Origin of the sequence: Sphingopyxis sp. A083 (assembly GCF_001468495.1) — a bacterium.
Classification (GTDB): domain Bacteria; phylum Pseudomonadota; class Alphaproteobacteria; order Sphingomonadales; family Sphingomonadaceae; genus Sphingopyxis; species Sphingopyxis terrae.
The window spans coordinates 269,556-285,000 of sequence record NZ_LNSK01000004.1; the positions used below are offsets into that span (position 1 = coordinate 269,556).

Annotated in this window: 11 protein-coding genes, 1 tRNA gene, 2 rRNA genes and 1 pseudogene (1 of these 15 running past the window's edge); 6 read left to right on the forward strand and 9 right to left on the reverse strand. The window is 60.2% G+C overall.

The features are described 5' to 3' along the window. Positions 1 to 356: 356 nt before the first annotated feature. A complete protein-coding gene (locus ATE59_RS10385) occupies positions 357 to 620 on the forward strand; it encodes a response regulator transcription factor (protein ID WP_058812390.1) in 264 nt (87 codons plus the stop codon). A gap of 181 nt (positions 621 to 801) precedes the next feature. On the opposite strand, the gene ATE59_RS10390 is transcribed toward ATE59_RS10385, so the two are convergent. The 6 genes from ATE59_RS10390 to ATE59_RS10415 all read right to left on the reverse strand — a co-directional run bounded on the left by ATE59_RS10390 (position 802) and on the right by ATE59_RS10415 (position 4,352). Continuing rightward, positions 802 to 1,494, reverse strand: coding sequence for a VIT1/CCC1 transporter family protein (locus tag ATE59_RS10390; protein ID WP_058812356.1), 693 nt, complete (start codon positions 1,492 to 1,494; stop codon positions 802 to 804). After that, a complete protein-coding gene (locus ATE59_RS10395; RefSeq protein WP_156416764.1) occupies positions 1,491 to 2,024 on the reverse strand; it encodes a helix-turn-helix transcriptional regulator in 534 nt (177 codons plus the stop codon). Before ATE59_RS10395 ends, ATE59_RS10390 begins: the two co-directional genes overlap by 4 nt. 9 nt (positions 2,025 to 2,033) lie before the next feature. After that, entirely contained in the window at positions 2,034 to 2,693 is a 660-nt protein-coding gene (locus ATE59_RS10400; protein ID WP_058812358.1) for a cytochrome b/b6 domain-containing protein, read from the reverse strand. Between the two features lie 408 nt (positions 2,694 to 3,101). Continuing rightward, entirely contained in the window at positions 3,102 to 3,470 is a 369-nt protein-coding gene (locus ATE59_RS17815) for a hypothetical protein (protein WP_156416765.1), read from the reverse strand. 361 nt (positions 3,471 to 3,831) lie between these two features. Continuing rightward, on the reverse strand, positions 3,832 to 4,050 hold the full coding sequence (locus ATE59_RS10410) for a hypothetical protein (RefSeq protein ID WP_058812360.1): 219 nt from the start codon (positions 4,048 to 4,050) through the stop codon (positions 3,832 to 3,834). Beyond that, on the reverse strand, positions 4,047 to 4,352 hold the full coding sequence (locus ATE59_RS10415; RefSeq protein ID WP_058812361.1) for a hypothetical protein: 306 nt from the start codon (positions 4,350 to 4,352) through the stop codon (positions 4,047 to 4,049). The genes ATE59_RS10410 and ATE59_RS10415 overlap by 4 nt, the downstream gene beginning before the upstream one ends. A 370-nt stretch (positions 4,353 to 4,722) precedes the next feature. Between ATE59_RS10415 and ATE59_RS10420 the strand changes: the two genes are divergently transcribed. The 5 genes and pseudogenes from ATE59_RS10420 to ATE59_RS10440 all read left to right on the forward strand — a co-directional run. After that, a complete protein-coding gene (locus ATE59_RS10420; RefSeq protein ID WP_156416766.1) occupies positions 4,723 to 5,445 on the forward strand; it encodes a hypothetical protein in 723 nt (240 codons plus the stop codon). Between the two features lie 330 nt (positions 5,446 to 5,775). Beyond that, positions 5,776 to 7,959 carry a glycosyltransferase family 4 protein gene (locus ATE59_RS10425; RefSeq protein ID WP_058812363.1) on the forward strand — a complete coding sequence of 728 codons (2,184 nt, stop codon included), beginning with the start codon at positions 5,776 to 5,778 and terminating at the stop codon, positions 7,957 to 7,959. Between the two features lie 7 nt (positions 7,960 to 7,966). Beyond that, positions 7,967 to 9,271 carry a glycoside hydrolase family 130 protein gene (locus ATE59_RS10430; RefSeq protein ID WP_156416767.1) on the forward strand — a complete coding sequence of 435 codons (1,305 nt, stop codon included), beginning with the start codon at positions 7,967 to 7,969 and terminating at the stop codon, positions 9,269 to 9,271. Then, the gene (locus tag ATE59_RS10435) at positions 9,268 to 10,227 is read left to right on the forward strand and encodes an NAD(P)/FAD-dependent oxidoreductase (protein WP_058812364.1); all 960 of its coding nucleotides are present in this window, start codon (positions 9,268 to 9,270) and stop codon (positions 10,225 to 10,227) included. Before ATE59_RS10430 ends, ATE59_RS10435 begins: the two co-directional genes overlap by 4 nt. Before the next feature lie 82 nt (positions 10,228 to 10,309). Next, a pseudogene (locus ATE59_RS10440) lies at positions 10,310 to 11,976 on the forward strand (catalase); the annotation flags it as partial. Positions 11,977 to 12,244: 268 nt separating this feature from the next. Here the strand turns inward: ATE59_RS10440 and ATE59_RS10445 are convergent. The 3 genes from ATE59_RS10445 to ATE59_RS10455 all read right to left on the reverse strand — a co-directional run. Beyond that, positions 12,245 to 12,321, reverse strand: a tRNA-Met gene (locus tag ATE59_RS10445). Positions 12,322 to 12,431: 110 nt separating this feature from the next. Continuing rightward, positions 12,432 to 12,546, reverse strand: a 5S ribosomal RNA gene (gene rrf / locus ATE59_RS10450). Between the two features lie 129 nt (positions 12,547 to 12,675). Continuing rightward, positions 12,676 to 15,445: ribosomal RNA gene (locus tag ATE59_RS10455) — 23S ribosomal RNA — on the reverse strand (it continues 23 nt past the right edge of the window).

Genomic DNA, 15,445 nt, shown 5'->3' on the forward strand with positions numbered 1-15,445 from the left:
CCGATAGGAGTGTATGTCACTAAAGCCATTAATGATCAAGCTTGGCTAATACATCTGTATTTTTACGTAAGCATAATTAATTTTTCTGAATGTGAATGTGATGGATCAGCGGGCCGCTGAATGCGTTTTAATTTCCAGATACCGTCAAAGCATGATTTTAGGATCTGGCGATGCCAGGCTCAGGTCTGGCTTCTTGCGTTGAATAAAGCCCATTCAAGGGATAACAGGGTTAATCGACGCGCTTCGAGTCGCCGTCGATGAAGGGAAATCGCAATTCCCGCACGTGGGCCTGCCCAGGATCGCAAATTTGCTGAAGACCCAGCAAGAGCGATCGCCGGAGGTAAATCATCTTGGATATGCTCATGCAGCCAATGACGCCGCGCGAACTGGAGGTGCTGACGCTCGTCGCGTCAGGCGCTTCCGCCAAGGAGATCGCACGCACGCTCGCGATCAATTCGCGTACCGTCGAATCGCACATCAATCATCTCAAACTGAAGACTCGATCCCGCAATCGTGCTCACCTTGTCGCAATGGCGCTCGAAGAAGGGTTGATCGATAATCCTTGTCGCGTGGCTGCTGTGATCCATGGGAATATCGCTGCAGCAAACGTGCGGCGCTGATCGCAGGCAACGCCAACGGAAATTGCACGGGGCAGCCGCGGTCGAGGCCGTTGAATTGAGCACTGCGCCGGATTTCGGCCCCGGCGAGCCGGGCGAGCCGGAACAAATTGGAGTGTGGTGCCGGCTATCCGCAGCGCTGCGAGGCGAACCCTGACAGGTCCGAATGCCTTTGTCCTCGCGGCTAGATGGCAGTTCCGACCAGCCGGCCGATAGTTGCCGTCAGCGCCATGGCCAATGCGCCCCAGAATACGACGCGCGCCACCGGCCTCAGAGGCCGTGATCCACCGGCTGCAGCGCCCACCCATCCGAGTAAGGCAAGAAAGATGAGCGAAGCGACCGCCTCTCCGGGGACGAGCAGCTGCTGCGGAAGCATGGCTGCAGCGAGCACGGGCAGGAGGGCGCCAAGCGTGAAGGTGCCGGCAGAGGTGAATGCGGCGGTGATCGGACGCGCGGATGTCATATCGGTAATGTGAAGCTCATCGCGGGCGTGAGTGCCGAGTGCATCCCGTGCCGTCATCTGCACGGCAACGGTCCTTGCGACATCGGGATCGACGCCGCGTGCCTGGTAGATGCCCACCAGTTCTTCAAGTTCGACCTCAGGGCTGTCCGCCAGTTCGAGCTTCTCGCGTTCGAGGTCCGATCGTTCGGTGTCCGACTGCGAGCTTACCGAAACATATTCGCCCGCTGCCATCGACATCGCGCCGGCCACGAGCCCTGCAATACCCGATACAAGGATTGCGGAGCGCGGTGCTCCCGATGCGGCAACGCCCATGATAAGGCTCGCGGTCGAGACGATGCCGTCATTGGCTCCGAGCACGGCGGCGCGCAGCCATCCGATGCGCGAGACAAGATGGCGTTCAGCGTGGCGTCTCATCTTCTGGTCCCTTGCTGTATGGCCCCACTGGGCTTGATTGCGTCGCCGTCGACAAGCTCTTCGACCATCAGCGCCAAAAGGCCGACCTGTGAATGGACACCGGCCTTTGCATAGATGCTCGCAAGCTGCGCCCGGATCGTCCCCGACGCCGCGCCGCGGAGGCATGCGATCTCTGCGGCATCGAAGCCCTTCAGTGCGAAAAGCGCGACATCGGCCTCGGCGCCGGTCAGCTGCCAGTCGAAGAACCGCTGGCGGACGAGGTCGGACATCGCGCCGCGCGCGGTCGCGACCGCCGCTTCGTCGAGCCTCGCACGCACGACCAGCCAGCGCAGCTGTAGGGTGCCGAAGACCACGCCAGCGAGCAGGGCGGCGGTCGCGCAGGATTCGACGAGCAGGTGCATGCTCCATCCATCCGCGGCGATGTCGCCTGCGACGTCGGCGACGAAGAAGATCGTCGCGAGCGTCTGCAGCGCCACAAGGAAGGTGATGGCGACCGCCCGTCGTTCCAGCGCTCTTCGTCTTTCCCGCATGATCACGGTTTACGCGCGTCCGGGCAGCATGGCCAACAGGATTTCCCGGCCGCTGCGGCGCGTCTCGAAGACTACTCCGGCGATATGCAGGGCAATCAGAATATAGAGCAGGTTGACGCTGGTCTCATGCACTTCTTCCCAAACCCTTTCGCCGCTCTCTGCGTCTTTCACCTCGTCTTCCTCCTCATCGTCGCCCTGTTCGGCGACCAAATGGCGGCTGACCTCGCCCGCCTGATCCGCAGGGCCGGGGAGCGCGCCCGAAGGTGGGCCTGCCATCGCTATTCCGCTGGCGATGATGAGGCCGAGCACGCACCAGATAGCGTAGACCATCAACGCGCCAAGCGGATTGTGCGAGCGATGGATCTCCTTTCGGCCGACCATTATATCGTTCAGATGCCCCAGCGCCCGGCGCAAGCTCGGCGGGAAAGCCGAAAAGCGAGCTTCGGCCGGACCTATCAAACCCCACAGCAGGCGCAGCGCGAAGACCGCGGCCAGCGCATAGCCCACCCAGATGTGCGCTCCCGATCCTTCTTCGGTAACCAGCGCATTGGCGATGATTGCGGTGACAATCGACCAATGGGTGATTTTCACGACGGGATCCCAGCTGCGACGCGAGCGAGCGGGGGCTGGGTAAAATTCTTCGGGTTCGAATTGTTGCACCTGTGGCATGATCTTTTCCTTCGTTGCTCGAAGGAGCAGGCCATGGCTGACGCCGCTGGGCCATCGGTCAGATGCTTATGCTCGCGGATTTAAGCATCTGCTTATACCAGCGGCATCGCTGCCGGTGATTTCCGCGGTTCGCTTCGGCGGCAAGTCGCTGACCAGTCTCAAATGCCGTCTCCTGGCAGCCAATGTTCGTGCGCCCCGACCGGTCGGATCGCACCGCATCTGCAGCCGCGCTGGCCAGGGTAGCGATCGCTTTGTCGCACGGGGCGGTCCTTTGCGAACCGCTTGCCCCCGCCGTTCGCGAGTCCGCGGCGGGCGGGACAAACGCGATCGCGGCAATCGTCCCCGCGAGAAGAAATCTGTGCATGTTTATGGGAAGAAGGTGCGCGTCTGAGCCGGCCTTGCGCCGTGTCAAGCTGGCCTGGAGAGGCAGGGCAGGCCAGCTTTCCATATAGCCGTGAGTTGGCGAATGACGCGCGAGCGATGCTGATAGGTGCTATATCGCTTTCCCACGCGTCCATGGGCAAAGTCGTCGGCGAGTTTATGCGTCAGCCAGTCAATTTCGGCCTTCTGCCTATCCGATTCGGTGACCGAAGGTTCGGGAGCCGAGGGAATAGGTCTTCGGGAAAGCGTAAACCGCGACAGGCGACCGCCTTCATTTTCCCAACTCTCGACTGCAGATCCCCCGGCCGGCTTGGGCAGCGCGGAAGAACCTGTTTGATACGCAATGGCCGGCGCCAACCCAAGCCTTTGCGTGTGGCTATTCGAAGCATATGCCATGAACCCGACTCCAGCCGCGAGCGGGAGCATGGGAAATCTCTCAGTCGCACCTGCGCCCGAGGCATGGAATGCGATAGGCTTGATGTGGGGACGAGGCATGCTCAATGCTAGGGCGGGGTGATAATATCGACCATGCCCTATGCAACGATTCCGGAGCGGCGACCTCCCGGTACTGCCTCCTGACAGTCCGCGTGCGGTTGATCATCAAGCAATTGTCGCGACGCTCTGAGCGAAAGCTATCGCGGCTCGGATATCGAGTTAGAATCACGCCGCCTTGCGATCGGCACATTCGTGCCGCCGCCTGCGCGGAGCAAGTTGCCGCGAGCGGGACGCCATCACCGAAGAACATAGCCGTTCGGCGCTAGGAAGGCGGGCGATAGAAGCGGAACCGTTTGACCTCGCCTTCGATTAGATGGCCGCGAAGGCGCAACCGCATTTCCTCGGCGCCCGTACTCGCGGTGCAAACGAGGCGGGTGCCTCCCGACAGTAGCGGTTCGATCGCGCTGATGCTCACGCCCTGTGCAAGGCACAGGCGCCGTACGTCGGCTTGGGGCAGCGACAGGTTCATCGCCCGGCTCATGACGGTGCTCCGCGCACCGACGCCCGAATGGCGGCCGCCACTTGCGCGTAACCGTCGGCACTTGCGGTTGCTATGACCAGCGGACGACCGCCGAGCTTGGTATTTTCGGTGTTGAGAAACGCCACCGCGGGATCGCGGCCGCCCATAAGCAGGAATGCGAGCTGGCTGATATTGCCTTGCCGGCGCGCATCATCGAGCGGGAAAGGCTCTTGGCTCTTCCGGAAGCCGCGGTACGACCTTCGCTTGAGTACCCTCGGCTCGGTCAATTCCGCCGACTTTTCCTTATCCATGTCGGACTTCATCGTGCGGCTCCTTCGTAAGCGGGAGCGCGCTGTCTCTCAGCCGCGGCTGCCTACAGAATTCAAGCCGCGATGTTGCCCATATGGGGCTTCAAATCCCGGTTGTAAGGGCCAGACGATCGCGCGTCGGCTTTGGACGCTTCGCTTACGAGTTTGTGCCGGGCTACAATGCGGGCCGGCGTCCCGGGTAGGGGCCCGACCGCCCGGCAGATGCACGTCGCCGATGCAATCGGGCCATTTTTGCGGTTGCGACAAAAGAAAGAGCGCATCGACTTGCCGGGGCTGGATATGTTTCCGCCTGTTGGGGCGCGATAGACGCGAAGCTGCGGCGGATCGCGGCGCATTTGCGCTTCGACCGTCTCCGCCTCTGGCTTTGCTCATTGCAATCCTTTGCCAGGGACCCCATCTTTCCTGCATCGCCTGCTTCCACCGCGTGCTGGCGACTGAGAGACAATTGTGCTCCCGCCGAAGGAGCCGATTTGTGGACCTCAATGAACTGCTGCACCACCACCAGATGGCTTTGATGGCGGTTGGTCGGGCGCGCCGCGAGGGGCAGTCGGTGCCCAATTTCGACCTGCCGCGCTATTATGCCAAACGGATCAACGAATATCGCGAGCGACGTGGATTGGACGGCAACGCCGAAGCCATTGCCGCTCTCGTCGCGCCGCCCGCGGACCCGGTTGACGCGATGGACGATCTCGTGAGTGACGTGCTTATCGCCGAATTGCTCATGGCGAAGGCCTTCGAGCGAGCAAATCATGACAATCCCGCCGCGGGCGGCTCCGATCCGCGGCCTTTCGATATTCGCGCGACCCTTCTCGCGGTCGGGCGCGACTTCTATGGTGCGTTGGGGCTGGAGAACGGCCAACTTGCGGCGGCGATCGACGACGCTTCGGCACGCTCGGCATGGGAAGGCGAGGGCGGAGGCCTGCGCCCGCCGGCCGACGAGGATGAGGAGGAGGAGGGCATCGTTCGGACCTATGTCGAACGATATGCAGTCGGGGGTTATCGCTATTCCAACCTTGATGATGCCAAAGCTGCTGCGCGGCGGCTGCGTGTGGCGACCCGTGGCGATCAGCAAGCGAAGCTTCCATGAAACAGCTGTTTGGCTCCGATCTTGATGGCAGGCTTGCCGACAGCAAGCGGAATCGACCTCGCGGCGATGACGTACCGCCGACCTTGGCTTGCCTGTCGAGCAGGAGTGTCGAGCGTTTCGGGTGGAACAAGTTCCGAGCTGAACCGTTGTTTCTGCCGATAACCGCAGGACCCTGCCGAACTCCATTACTATGAAAAATTGCGGGTGAGGCCTTCGGGGCTTCATCTCCGGAAGGCTATGCCTGTGTATGAAACGCTTGACCGCAGCTTTATCGCTGACAGTCTGGAGACGGGCCAGAGGATTCTTCCCGGACGCTGGTCTGGAGGACGGATGGCATTGGTCGGCGGATTTATCCCCCGACGCTGCGGCATCGCGACTTTCACCGCGGACGTCCGTGCATCGCTTGCCGAAGCCGCGCCTGATCTTGTTGTCGATGTCTATGCGATGGCGCCGGCTGCGGCCCCCATCCTGTTCGATCCAGTGGTTCGCGGAATCATAACCGAAGGGGATGTTGGCAGCTTCATCGACGCGGCCCGGCAGATCGAGGCGAGTTGCGCTGACATTGTCTGGCTGCAGCACGAGTTTGGCCTGTTCGGAGGATCCGCGGGTGACATGATCCTTGAACTGGTCGATCGCGTTGCTGCGCCGCTGGTGGTAACGCTGCACACGGTGCTGGCCGAGCCGGATGCCGATCAGCGCCGCGTTATGGATCGGTTGATTGCACGCGCGGCGCGGATCTTCGTCATGTCCGAACGCTCGGGCGATCTGCTGCGCAGCGTCTATCGGGCTGATGAAGATCAAATTGCACTGATCGCGCACGGCGTTCCCGACCGCCCATTTGGGCGCGCGTCGCAGTTCAAGCCGCGGTTCGGGTTTGCGGGCAAACAGGTCGCACTGACCTTCGGGCTCCTGTCTCCGGGCAAAGGGATCGAGGCGGTTATCGAGGCATTGCCTGCGATCGTCGAAGATCACCCCGACTTCCTCTATTGTATCGCGGGTGCCACGCATCCCAACCTGCTGGTGCATGAAGGCGAGGCTTATCGCGACCGGCTCGAGGCGCTCGCCGTCTCGCTCGGGGTCGATGCGCATGTCCGCTGGATTGATGCATTCATGGAAACCGATGATCTGCTCGATCTGCTCGAGGCCGCCGATATCTATATAACGCCCTATACCGGTGCGCAGCAATCGACGTCGGGCACGCTCGCCTATGCGATGGCACTGGGCAAGGCCGTGATTTCGACGCCTTATGTCCACGCGGTCGAGCTGCTCGCTGATGATCATGGCGTGCTGGTACCCTTCAACGATAGCGAAGCGATCACGAACGAGGTCCGCTTTTTGCTTGGCGATGCCGATTGGCTGCGCACGCTGCAGGGGCGCGCCTATGACCGCGGCCGTGACATGATCTGGCCTGTATTTGCCGAGCGAAGCTGCGCCCTGATCGCCGAAAGCCGCGTGGTGCCGAAAGCCGCGCCCATTCCCGACCGGATTGGCATCGAGGGGTTCCTTCGGATTTGCGACGACACCGGCATCCTCCAGCATAGCGTTCACATGATCCCCGACCGTGCGCATGGCTATTGCGTTGATGACAATGCACGCGCTCTGATGCTGATGCATCGGCTCGGCGAAGACGCGCTCGGCAGGTGCGGCCAGCTTGCCACGGTCTTTGCGGCCTTTGTGCAGCATGCGTGGAACCCGGACCGGGGCGAATTTCGCAACTTCATGGGCTTCGGAGGCAACTGGCTCGAGGATGTGGGGTCCGAGGATAGCTGCGGGCGAACCCTCTGGGCACTCGGCGCAACGGCGCGCGATGCCCGCGATCCGGGGCTGCGGCAGTGGGCGCTTGAGCTGTTCGAGCGCACCGCGGCGTCCGCGCTGGATTTCGGGTCGCCGCGTGCAATCGCATTCGCGATGCTCGGCGCCGACTTCGTGCTTGCCGGGCATCCCGAACATGATCTGGCGAACCGGTTATTGCGCAGCGGCGCTGACCGGCTGAACGCGCTATACGGAGCCGCAGCGCGGCCGGATTGGCAATGGTTCGAACCGGTGCTCGCCTACGATAATTGCCGCCTGCCCGAAGCGATGCTTCGCGCGGGAGTGCGGCTGGAGCGCGCGGACGTCACCGCGTGCGGGGTCGCGACGCTTCGGTGGATCAACGACCTTCAGATTGCGCCCCATGGTCATTATCGCCCGATCGGGTCCGACTGCTTCGGTCAGGCCTACGCGCTACCGCGGCCGTTCGACCAGCAGCCGCTTGAAGTTTGGGCGGCGATCGACGCGGCTTCAGCCGCCTATGACGTGACCGGCGACGATATCTGGCTGGCGCACGCGCGGCGTGCTTATGAATGGTTTACCGGAGCCAATGATCGCGGTGTGATTGTCGGCGATGTGCTCACGGGCACCAGCAAGGACGGCATAAATCCGCGCGGGCTCAATCTCAATGAGGGTGCGGAGTCGGTTCTCGCCTATCAGCATGCGACCTATTCCATTCGGGATTTCATCCGCAAAGTCGACTGAGGGGATTATGGTGCATCTGGTCCACGACGAATTGCGGCTCCACGCGGACCCGACGCGCGTTGTCGTCCGGCCTTTTCACCTCGCATGGCAAGCTTCCGGCCCCGATCTCGAGCGCGTGAAGCGTCTGGCACGCGAAATCGTTGCGCTCGATACGCGCACCGTGCGCGCCGAACTCGGCGTGGTCCTGCGCGATTTCGCCGATCGGCACTGGCAGATCGAGAAGGTGTTCGAGGACCGTTTCAAGCAGATCGAACCGAAGCTCGGTCTCGAAGCCCTGACGCTGAAGCACGAGATGCGTCTCTTGATCGGCGCCTATTTTTGCCACGAATATAGCTACGCCGCAGCGGCGGTGATGAACCCCAGCGTCGTGCGCCATCCCGACCAGACGGGCCTGGGGGAAGGTTGCATCCGAATCCTGTTGTCGCTGCGTGCGGTCGGCGAAGGCCATATTTCGACGATCGCCTTTCGGGAGGGGATCGTCACGAGCGACCGCGAACTGACTCTGATGCCACAGCCGGCTTTCGCCACTGCCGCGATGCCGGGTCAGCATCGCGAGGACAAGCCCGACGATGTCGTTTCGCTCTACCGTCAGAAGGACAGCTCGCTGTCCGGCACCGTGATCTTTCCGATCACCGAGGCGCAGCGCAACGGTCTCGAGGATCTCCGGCTGCTCGAGTTCGAGCGCGACAGCGGCAAGAGCGAATGGATAGGGACCTACACGGCCTACAGCGGCCGGGACATCCAGTCGGAACTGCTCCGGACCCGCGATTTCAAAGATTTCACCCTGACCCCTGTCAAAGGCAAGGCGGGGCGTAACAAGGGCATGGCGCTTTTCCCGCGCAAGATCGACGGGCAATTTTGCATGATCGGTCGGCAGGACGGCAAGAATCTCTACTTGCTGCGCTCGGACGCGGTCGATCAATGGGAGGACGGCGAACTGCTGCTCGAACCGCGCTTTCCATGGGAACTAATCCAGATCGGCAATTGCGGCGCGCCGATCGAGCTCGACGAGGGCTGGCTGGTGCTCACGCACGGCGTTGGTGCGATGCGCAAATATTCGATCGGCGCCGTGCTGCTCGACAAGGTCGATCCGTCAAAGGTGATCGGACGTACCGCCAACCCCATCCTCTCCGCCGCCGACGAGGATCGCGAGGGCTATGTCCCCAATGTCGTGTACACCTGCGGCGCGATCCGCGTCGGCGACGATATCTTCCTCCCCTATGGCGTCGCGGACAGCTCGGTTTGCTTTGCGTTCGTCGCGATAACGGAAATCCTCGCGGTCATGGATTATCCGGCGCGGGCCGCACAATGACGCCGTTTTCTGCAGGCGAAGGATCGGCGATCGATGTATTGATCGTCGGCGCGGGGCCAGCCGGTCTGACGGCCGCACTGTATCTCGCGCGCTACCGGAGAAAAGGACGTGTGGTACATGACGGACGTTCGCGCGCCCTGTGGGTGCCGCGTTCGCGCAATGTCCCTGGATTTCCGGACGGCATCGCGGGTCGCGATCTCATCACGCGCATGAGCGATCATGCCACGCGTTACGGCGCCGAGATAGTCGAGCGCCGGGTTGTCGCAATCGCGCGGCACGAGGACCGGACGATGTTTCACGCGCGCCTCGAAGGCGGGGGTACCGTCAACGCGCGCGGTCTGATCTTGGCGACGGGCGTCGACACCAATCTCGCGAAGCTCGACGGCGGGGATCATAACGCGGCGGTTCGCAACGGGGTGCTTCGCTATTGCCCGATCTGCGACGGCTTCGAACATAGCAACGAGCGGATCGCGGTTCTCGGCTCCGACCTGCATGGCGCCGCAGAGGCGATGTTCCTGCGGCAATATTCGAGCGACGTCACGCTGATCCCGAAATGGCAGGTTGCGCTCACCGAAGCGCAGCGGCGCGAACTCGCGGCGAGCGGTGTCGATGTTATCGAAGGCCGGGTGCTGCGACTTGAAGCTACTGAGGACGAGATGCTTGTTGCCATCGAGGGGGAAACCGCGCCGCGCCGGTTCGATACGGTCTATCCCGCGTTCGGATCGACACCCCGCAGCGAACTAGCGGCGATGCTGGGTCCGCTGACCGATCCAAAGGGTTGCATTCCGTTCAGCGCCTTTTCGGACGGACTGCTTCCCGGCGTCTATGCCGCGGGCGACGTCATCGAAGGTCTCGATCAAATCAGCGTCGCGACGGGACAGGGCGCGATGGCGGCGACGCGGCTCCACAATTGGCTGCGCGAACAGGATGGGCATGTGATGGTCGACCAGAAATAGTCAGAGAAAGCGACGCGCGGCGAAACCTAAGCGCGAGCGCGGGGTTGAGGAGGCAAGCCCCTCAAAATTCAAGGAACCGACCATGGCCAAGAAGTCCGCGCCGTCCCCTGCGACCGACCACGCCCTTCGCGACCATCAGCCGGGAGAGCGTCAGATCAAGCAAACCGATAGCCGGGGGAATGGCGATGAACTGCATCAGGCCGTCGGTGATGGGGTCGCCGATGCGGCCGCCTATCTCACCGACAATTTCGGTCATCCCATTTCGGACAACCAGAATTCGCTGCGCGCCGGCGAGCGCGGCCCGACGCTGCTCGAGGACTTCGTCCTCCGCGAGAAGATCTTCCATTTCGACCATGAGCGCATCCCCGAGCGGATCGTCCACGCCCGCGGTTCGGGCGCACATGGTGTGTTCGAATGCACCAAGGCAATCCCCGGGCTGACCAAGGCTTCGATCTTCCAGAAGGAAGGCGCGACCTGTCCGGTCTTCGTTCGCTTCTCGACCGTCGCGGGCGGCGCCGGGTCGGTCGATACGCCGCGCGACGTGCGGGGCTTTGCGGTCAAACTCTATACCGACAGCGGCAATTGGGATCTGGTCGGCAACAATATCCCGGTCTTCTTCATCCAGGACGCGATGAAATTCCCCGACCTCGTCCATAGCGTGAAAATGGAGGCCGACCGCGGCTATCCGCAGGCGGCGAGCGCGCATGATACCTTCTGGGACTTCATCGGGCTGATGCCCGAGGCGATGCACATGCTCATGTGGGCAATGTCCGACCGCACGATCCCGCGCAGCCTGCGCATGATCGAGGGGTTCGGCGTCCACACCTTCCGCTTCGTCAACGAAAGGGCGAAGGCAAATTCGTCAAATTCCACTGGAAGCCCGTGCTCGGCATCCGGTCGACAACTTGGGACGAGGCGGTCAAAATCGCCGGCGCCGATCCCGATTTCCACCGCCGCGACCTGTTCGAGGCGATCGACGCGGGCGATTTCCCGGCATGGGACCTCGGCGTGCAGGTATTCGACGAGGCGTTCGCTGCCAAACAACCTTATGACGTGCTCGACGCGACCAAGCTGATCCCCGAAGAAGATGTGCCAGTCGAGATCGTCGGCCGCATGACGCTCAACCGCAACGTCGACAATTTCTTTGCCGAAACCGAACAGATCGCTTTCCTGCCGTCGAATATCATTCCGGGCATCGATTTCAGTAACGATCCGCTGCTGCAGGGCCGGCTCTTTTCCTATCTCGACACGCAGAAGTCGCGGCTGGGCACGACCAATTTCCACCAGATCCCAATCAATGCGCCGAAATGCCCGTTCCACAATTTCCAGCGCGACGGAATGATGCAGACGCTCGTGCCAACGGGGCGCGCCAATTACGAGCCGAACAGCCTGGCCGAGGCCGGCGAGAATGGCGGTCCGCGCGCAAGCGCCGATAAGGGTTTCAAGAGCTTTGCCGCCAATGACGAACGCAACGATCCCGCGCAGAAGCTGCGCATTCGCGCGGCGCTTTTCGCCGATCATTTCAGCCAGGCGCGCATGTTCTATTTGTCGCAGACCGAGAATGAGCAGGCGCATATCGCCTCGGCGCTGGTTTTCGAACTGTCGAAGGTCACACTCGATCATGTCCGCGCCCGTGTTGTCGGACAGCTTCGCAATATCGACGAGGATCTGGCAAAGCGTGTCGCCGCGGGGCTCGCCATCGACTTGCCCACAAAGGAACCGGCCGCGCGCGCGCCGGTCAATCTCAAACCCTGACTTCATTCACAGGTCGGCACTCTATTCGGCAGACAAACGATAAGTCGCATCGGCGAAAATCGAGGCCGACAAAAAAGCCCATTGCACAAACCGGAAGCAAACACCCACGCCATGTTGGCGGCGCGCAGCGCGTTCGGGAACGTGCTTCCAGAATGTTATGAAATTACAATCAATCTGCTTCCTGTGTGCTTACAGATTGTGACAGGAGCTGCTTCGAGATTTCCCCGCGGGGAAACTTTCTCATGGGAATCAAAGGGGTTACTGGTTGCGGGAGTAGGATTTGAACCTACGACCTTCAGGTTATGAGCCTGACGAGCTACCGGGCTGCTCCATCCCGCGTCAACCAGAGCGCGGCGCCGATCGGGGCCGCAAAACAGCAAAAGGCCGGCATCGCTGCCGGCCTCTAACTTTGTGAATGGGTTTCTTTTCGACCTTACGCCGGCTGCAATGCCTGGCGACGTCCTACTCTTCCGTGGCTTAAGCCAAAGTACCATCGGCGCTGTCAGGTTTCACGGCCGAGTTCGAGATGGGATCGGGTGGGTCACTGACGCCATGGTCACCAAGCAATGAAGCCGGCGTAGGTCAAAAGGGGTTCAATCGATGCCCGTGCTATTGAAACTTGCAATACTGTCTAATCAATCATCCACGTAATCGCGGACAATCCTGACAGGATTGTCGTTGATGGTGGGACTCTTCAAGCGCGAATAGAGCAATTAGTATCGGTTAGCTCCATGCGTTACCGCACTTCTACATCCGATCTATCAACGTGGTGGTCTTCCACGGCTCTAAGAAATCTTATCTTGAGGGAGGCTTCCCGCTTAGATGCTTTCAGCGGTTATCCCGTCCATACATAGCTACCCTGCTGCGCGGCTGGCGCCACGACAGGTACACCAGAGGTATGTTCAACCCGGTCCTCTCGTACTAGGGTCAACTCCTCTCAAATTTCGACGCCCACGGCAGATAGGGACCAAACTGTCTCACGACGTTCTGAACCCAGCTCACGTACCACTTTAATTGGCGAACAGCCAAACCCTTGGGACCTGCTCCAGCCCCAGGATGTGATGAGCCGACATCGAGGTGCCAAACGATTCCGTCGATATGAGCTCTTGGGAATCATCAGCCTGTTATCCCCGGCGTACCTTTTATCCGTTGAGCGATGGCCCTTCCACTCGGGACCACCGGATCACTATGACCGACTTTCGTCTCTGCTCGACTCGTCAGTCTCGCAGTCAGGCAGGCTTATGCCATTGCACTCTCGCAGACGGTTTCCAACCGTCCTGAGCCTACCATCGCGCGCCTCCGTTACTCTTTAGGAGGCGACCGCCCCAGTCAAACTACCCGCCACAGAGGGTCCCTGATCCAGTTTCATGGATCGAGGTTAGACATCAGAAAACAACAGGGTGGTATTTCACCTATGGCTCCACGTCAGCTGGCGCCAACGCTTCAAAGCCTCCCACCTATGCTACACAGTTCTTTCCTAATGCCACTCTGAAGCTGCAGTAAAGGTGCACGGGGTCTTTCCGTCTAACCGCGGGTACTCCGCATCTTCACGGAGAATTCAATTTCGCTGAGCATCTCCTGGAGACAGTGGGGAAGTCGTTACGCCATTCGTGCAGGTCGGAACTTACCCGACAAGGAATTTCGCTACCTTAGGACCGTTATAGTTACGGCCGCCGTTTACCTGGGCTTCGTTTCGGAGCTTGCACCCCTCCACTTAACCTTCAGGCACCGGGCAGGCGTCACACCCTATACGTCGTCTTGAAGCCGACTTAGCAGAGTGCTGTGTTTTTGCTAAACAGTCGCTACCCCCTGGCCTGTGCCCCCCACAAATGGTTGCCCAAATGTGGGGCCTCCTTCTTCCGAAGGTACGGAGGCAATTTGCCGAGTTCCTTCAGGAGACTTCTCTCAAGCGCCTTGGTATACTCTACCATCCCACCTGTGTCGGTTTAGGGTACGGTCTATACGGTGGGGCTATTTCCTGGATCTGCTTCGAAGCCTGACCAATCCAATAAGGACAGACAACTTACGCAAACCGTCACACACCACCAGGCCCACGAATATTAACGTGGTTCCCATCGACTACCCCCTTCGGGCTCGTCTTAGGGGCCGGCTTACCCTGCTCAGATTAGCTTTAAGCAGGAACCCTTGGGATTTCGGCGAGAGGGCATCTCACCCTCTTTATCGCTACTCATGTCAGCATTCGCACTTCCGATACCTCCACGGTCCATTACCAGACCGCTTCATCAGCCTACGGAACGCTCCGCTACCGCGTGTATTGCTACACACCCTAAGCTTCGGTGCACGTCTTGAGCCCCGTTACATTTTCGCCGCAGGAACCCTTATTTAGACCAGTGAGCTGTTACGCTTTCTTTAAAGGATGGCTGCTTCTAAGCCAACCTCCTGGTTGTTTTGGGATTCCCACATGCTTTCCCACTTAGACGTGACTTGGGGACCTTAGCTGTAGGTCAGGGCTGTTTCCCTTTTGACGACGGACCTTAGCACCCGCCGTCTGTCTGCCGGATATTACTCTTGGGTATTCGGAGTTTGGTTAGAATTGGTAGATCTCGCGACCCCCGCATCCATCCAGTGCTCTACCCCCCAAGGTATTCATCCGACGCTCTACCTCAATAGATTTCGCGGAGAACCAGCTATTTCCCGGTTTGATTGGCCTTTCACCCCTAAACACAACTCATCCGACAATTTTTCAACATTGAACGGTTCGGCCCTCCAGTGCGTGTTACCGCACCTTCAGCCTGGTCATGCCTAGATCACCGGGTTTCGGGTCTAATGCATCAAACTCATTCGCCCTATTCAGACTCGCTTTCGCTGCGCCTACACCTATCGGCTTAAGCTTGCTTGATACACTAAGTCACTGACCCATTATGCAAGAGGTACGCAGTCAGGCCTCAAGGGCCCTCCTACTGCTTGTAGGCATTCGGTTTCAGGTACTGTTTCACTCCCCTCATCGGGGTGCTTTTCACCTTTCCCTCACGGTACTAGTTCACTATCGGTCATGCAGGAGTACTTAGGCTTAGAGGGTGGTCCCCCTACGTTCAGACAGGATTTCACGTGTCCCGCCCTACTCAAATCCTTTGACATCACTTTCGCATACGGGGCTGTCACCCACTATGGCGCTCCTTTCCAGAAGCTTCTGCTAGTTGAATCAAAGGCATTGGCCTGGTCCCGGTTCGCTCGCCACTACTACGGGAGTCTCTGTTGATGTCCTTTCCTCCGGGTACTGAGATGTTTCAGTTCCCCGGGTTCGCTTCACCAAAGCTATTTTATTCACTTCGGTGATACCCTTCCCATTTAACCTTCGATGCCGACAAGTCGGCAGCGAAATTAAATGGTGAGGGTGGGTTTCCCCATTCGGAAATCGTCGGATCAAAGCTTGCTCACAGCTCCCCGACGCTTATCGCAGCGTGCCACGTCCTTCATCGCCTCTGCATGCCAAGGCATTCAC

Bases quoted from the DNA above. Each gene is read 5' to 3' on its own strand.
- ATE59_RS10410 (WP_058812360.1), bottom strand. From the start codon at position 4,050: ATGAGCCGGGCGATGAACCTGTCGCTGCCCCAAGCCGACGTACGGCGC.
- ATE59_RS17815 (WP_156416765.1), bottom strand. From the start codon at position 3,470: ATGGCATATGCTTCGAATAGCCACACGCAAAGGCTTGGGTTGGCGCCG.
- ATE59_RS10390 (WP_058812356.1), bottom strand. From the start codon at position 1,494: ATGAGACGCCACGCTGAACGCCATCTTGTCTCGCGCATCGGATGGCTG.
- ATE59_RS10425 (WP_058812363.1), top strand. From the start codon at position 5,776: ATGGCATTGGTCGGCGGATTTATCCCCCGACGCTGCGGCATCGCGACT.
- ATE59_RS10385 (WP_058812390.1), top strand. From the start codon at position 357: ATGCTCATGCAGCCAATGACGCCGCGCGAACTGGAGGTGCTGACGCTC.
- ATE59_RS10395 (WP_156416764.1), bottom strand. From the start codon at position 2,024: ATGCGGGAAAGACGAAGAGCGCTGGAACGACGGGCGGTCGCCATCACC.
- ATE59_RS10415 (WP_058812361.1), bottom strand. From the start codon at position 4,352: ATGAAGTCCGACATGGATAAGGAAAAGTCGGCGGAATTGACCGAGCCG.
- ATE59_RS10435 (WP_058812364.1), top strand. From the start codon at position 9,268: ATGACGCCGTTTTCTGCAGGCGAAGGATCGGCGATCGATGTATTGATC.
- ATE59_RS10400 (WP_058812358.1), bottom strand. From the start codon at position 2,693: ATGCCACAGGTGCAACAATTCGAACCCGAAGAATTTTACCCAGCCCCC.
- ATE59_RS10430 (WP_156416767.1), top strand. From the start codon at position 7,967: ATGGTGCATCTGGTCCACGACGAATTGCGGCTCCACGCGGACCCGACG.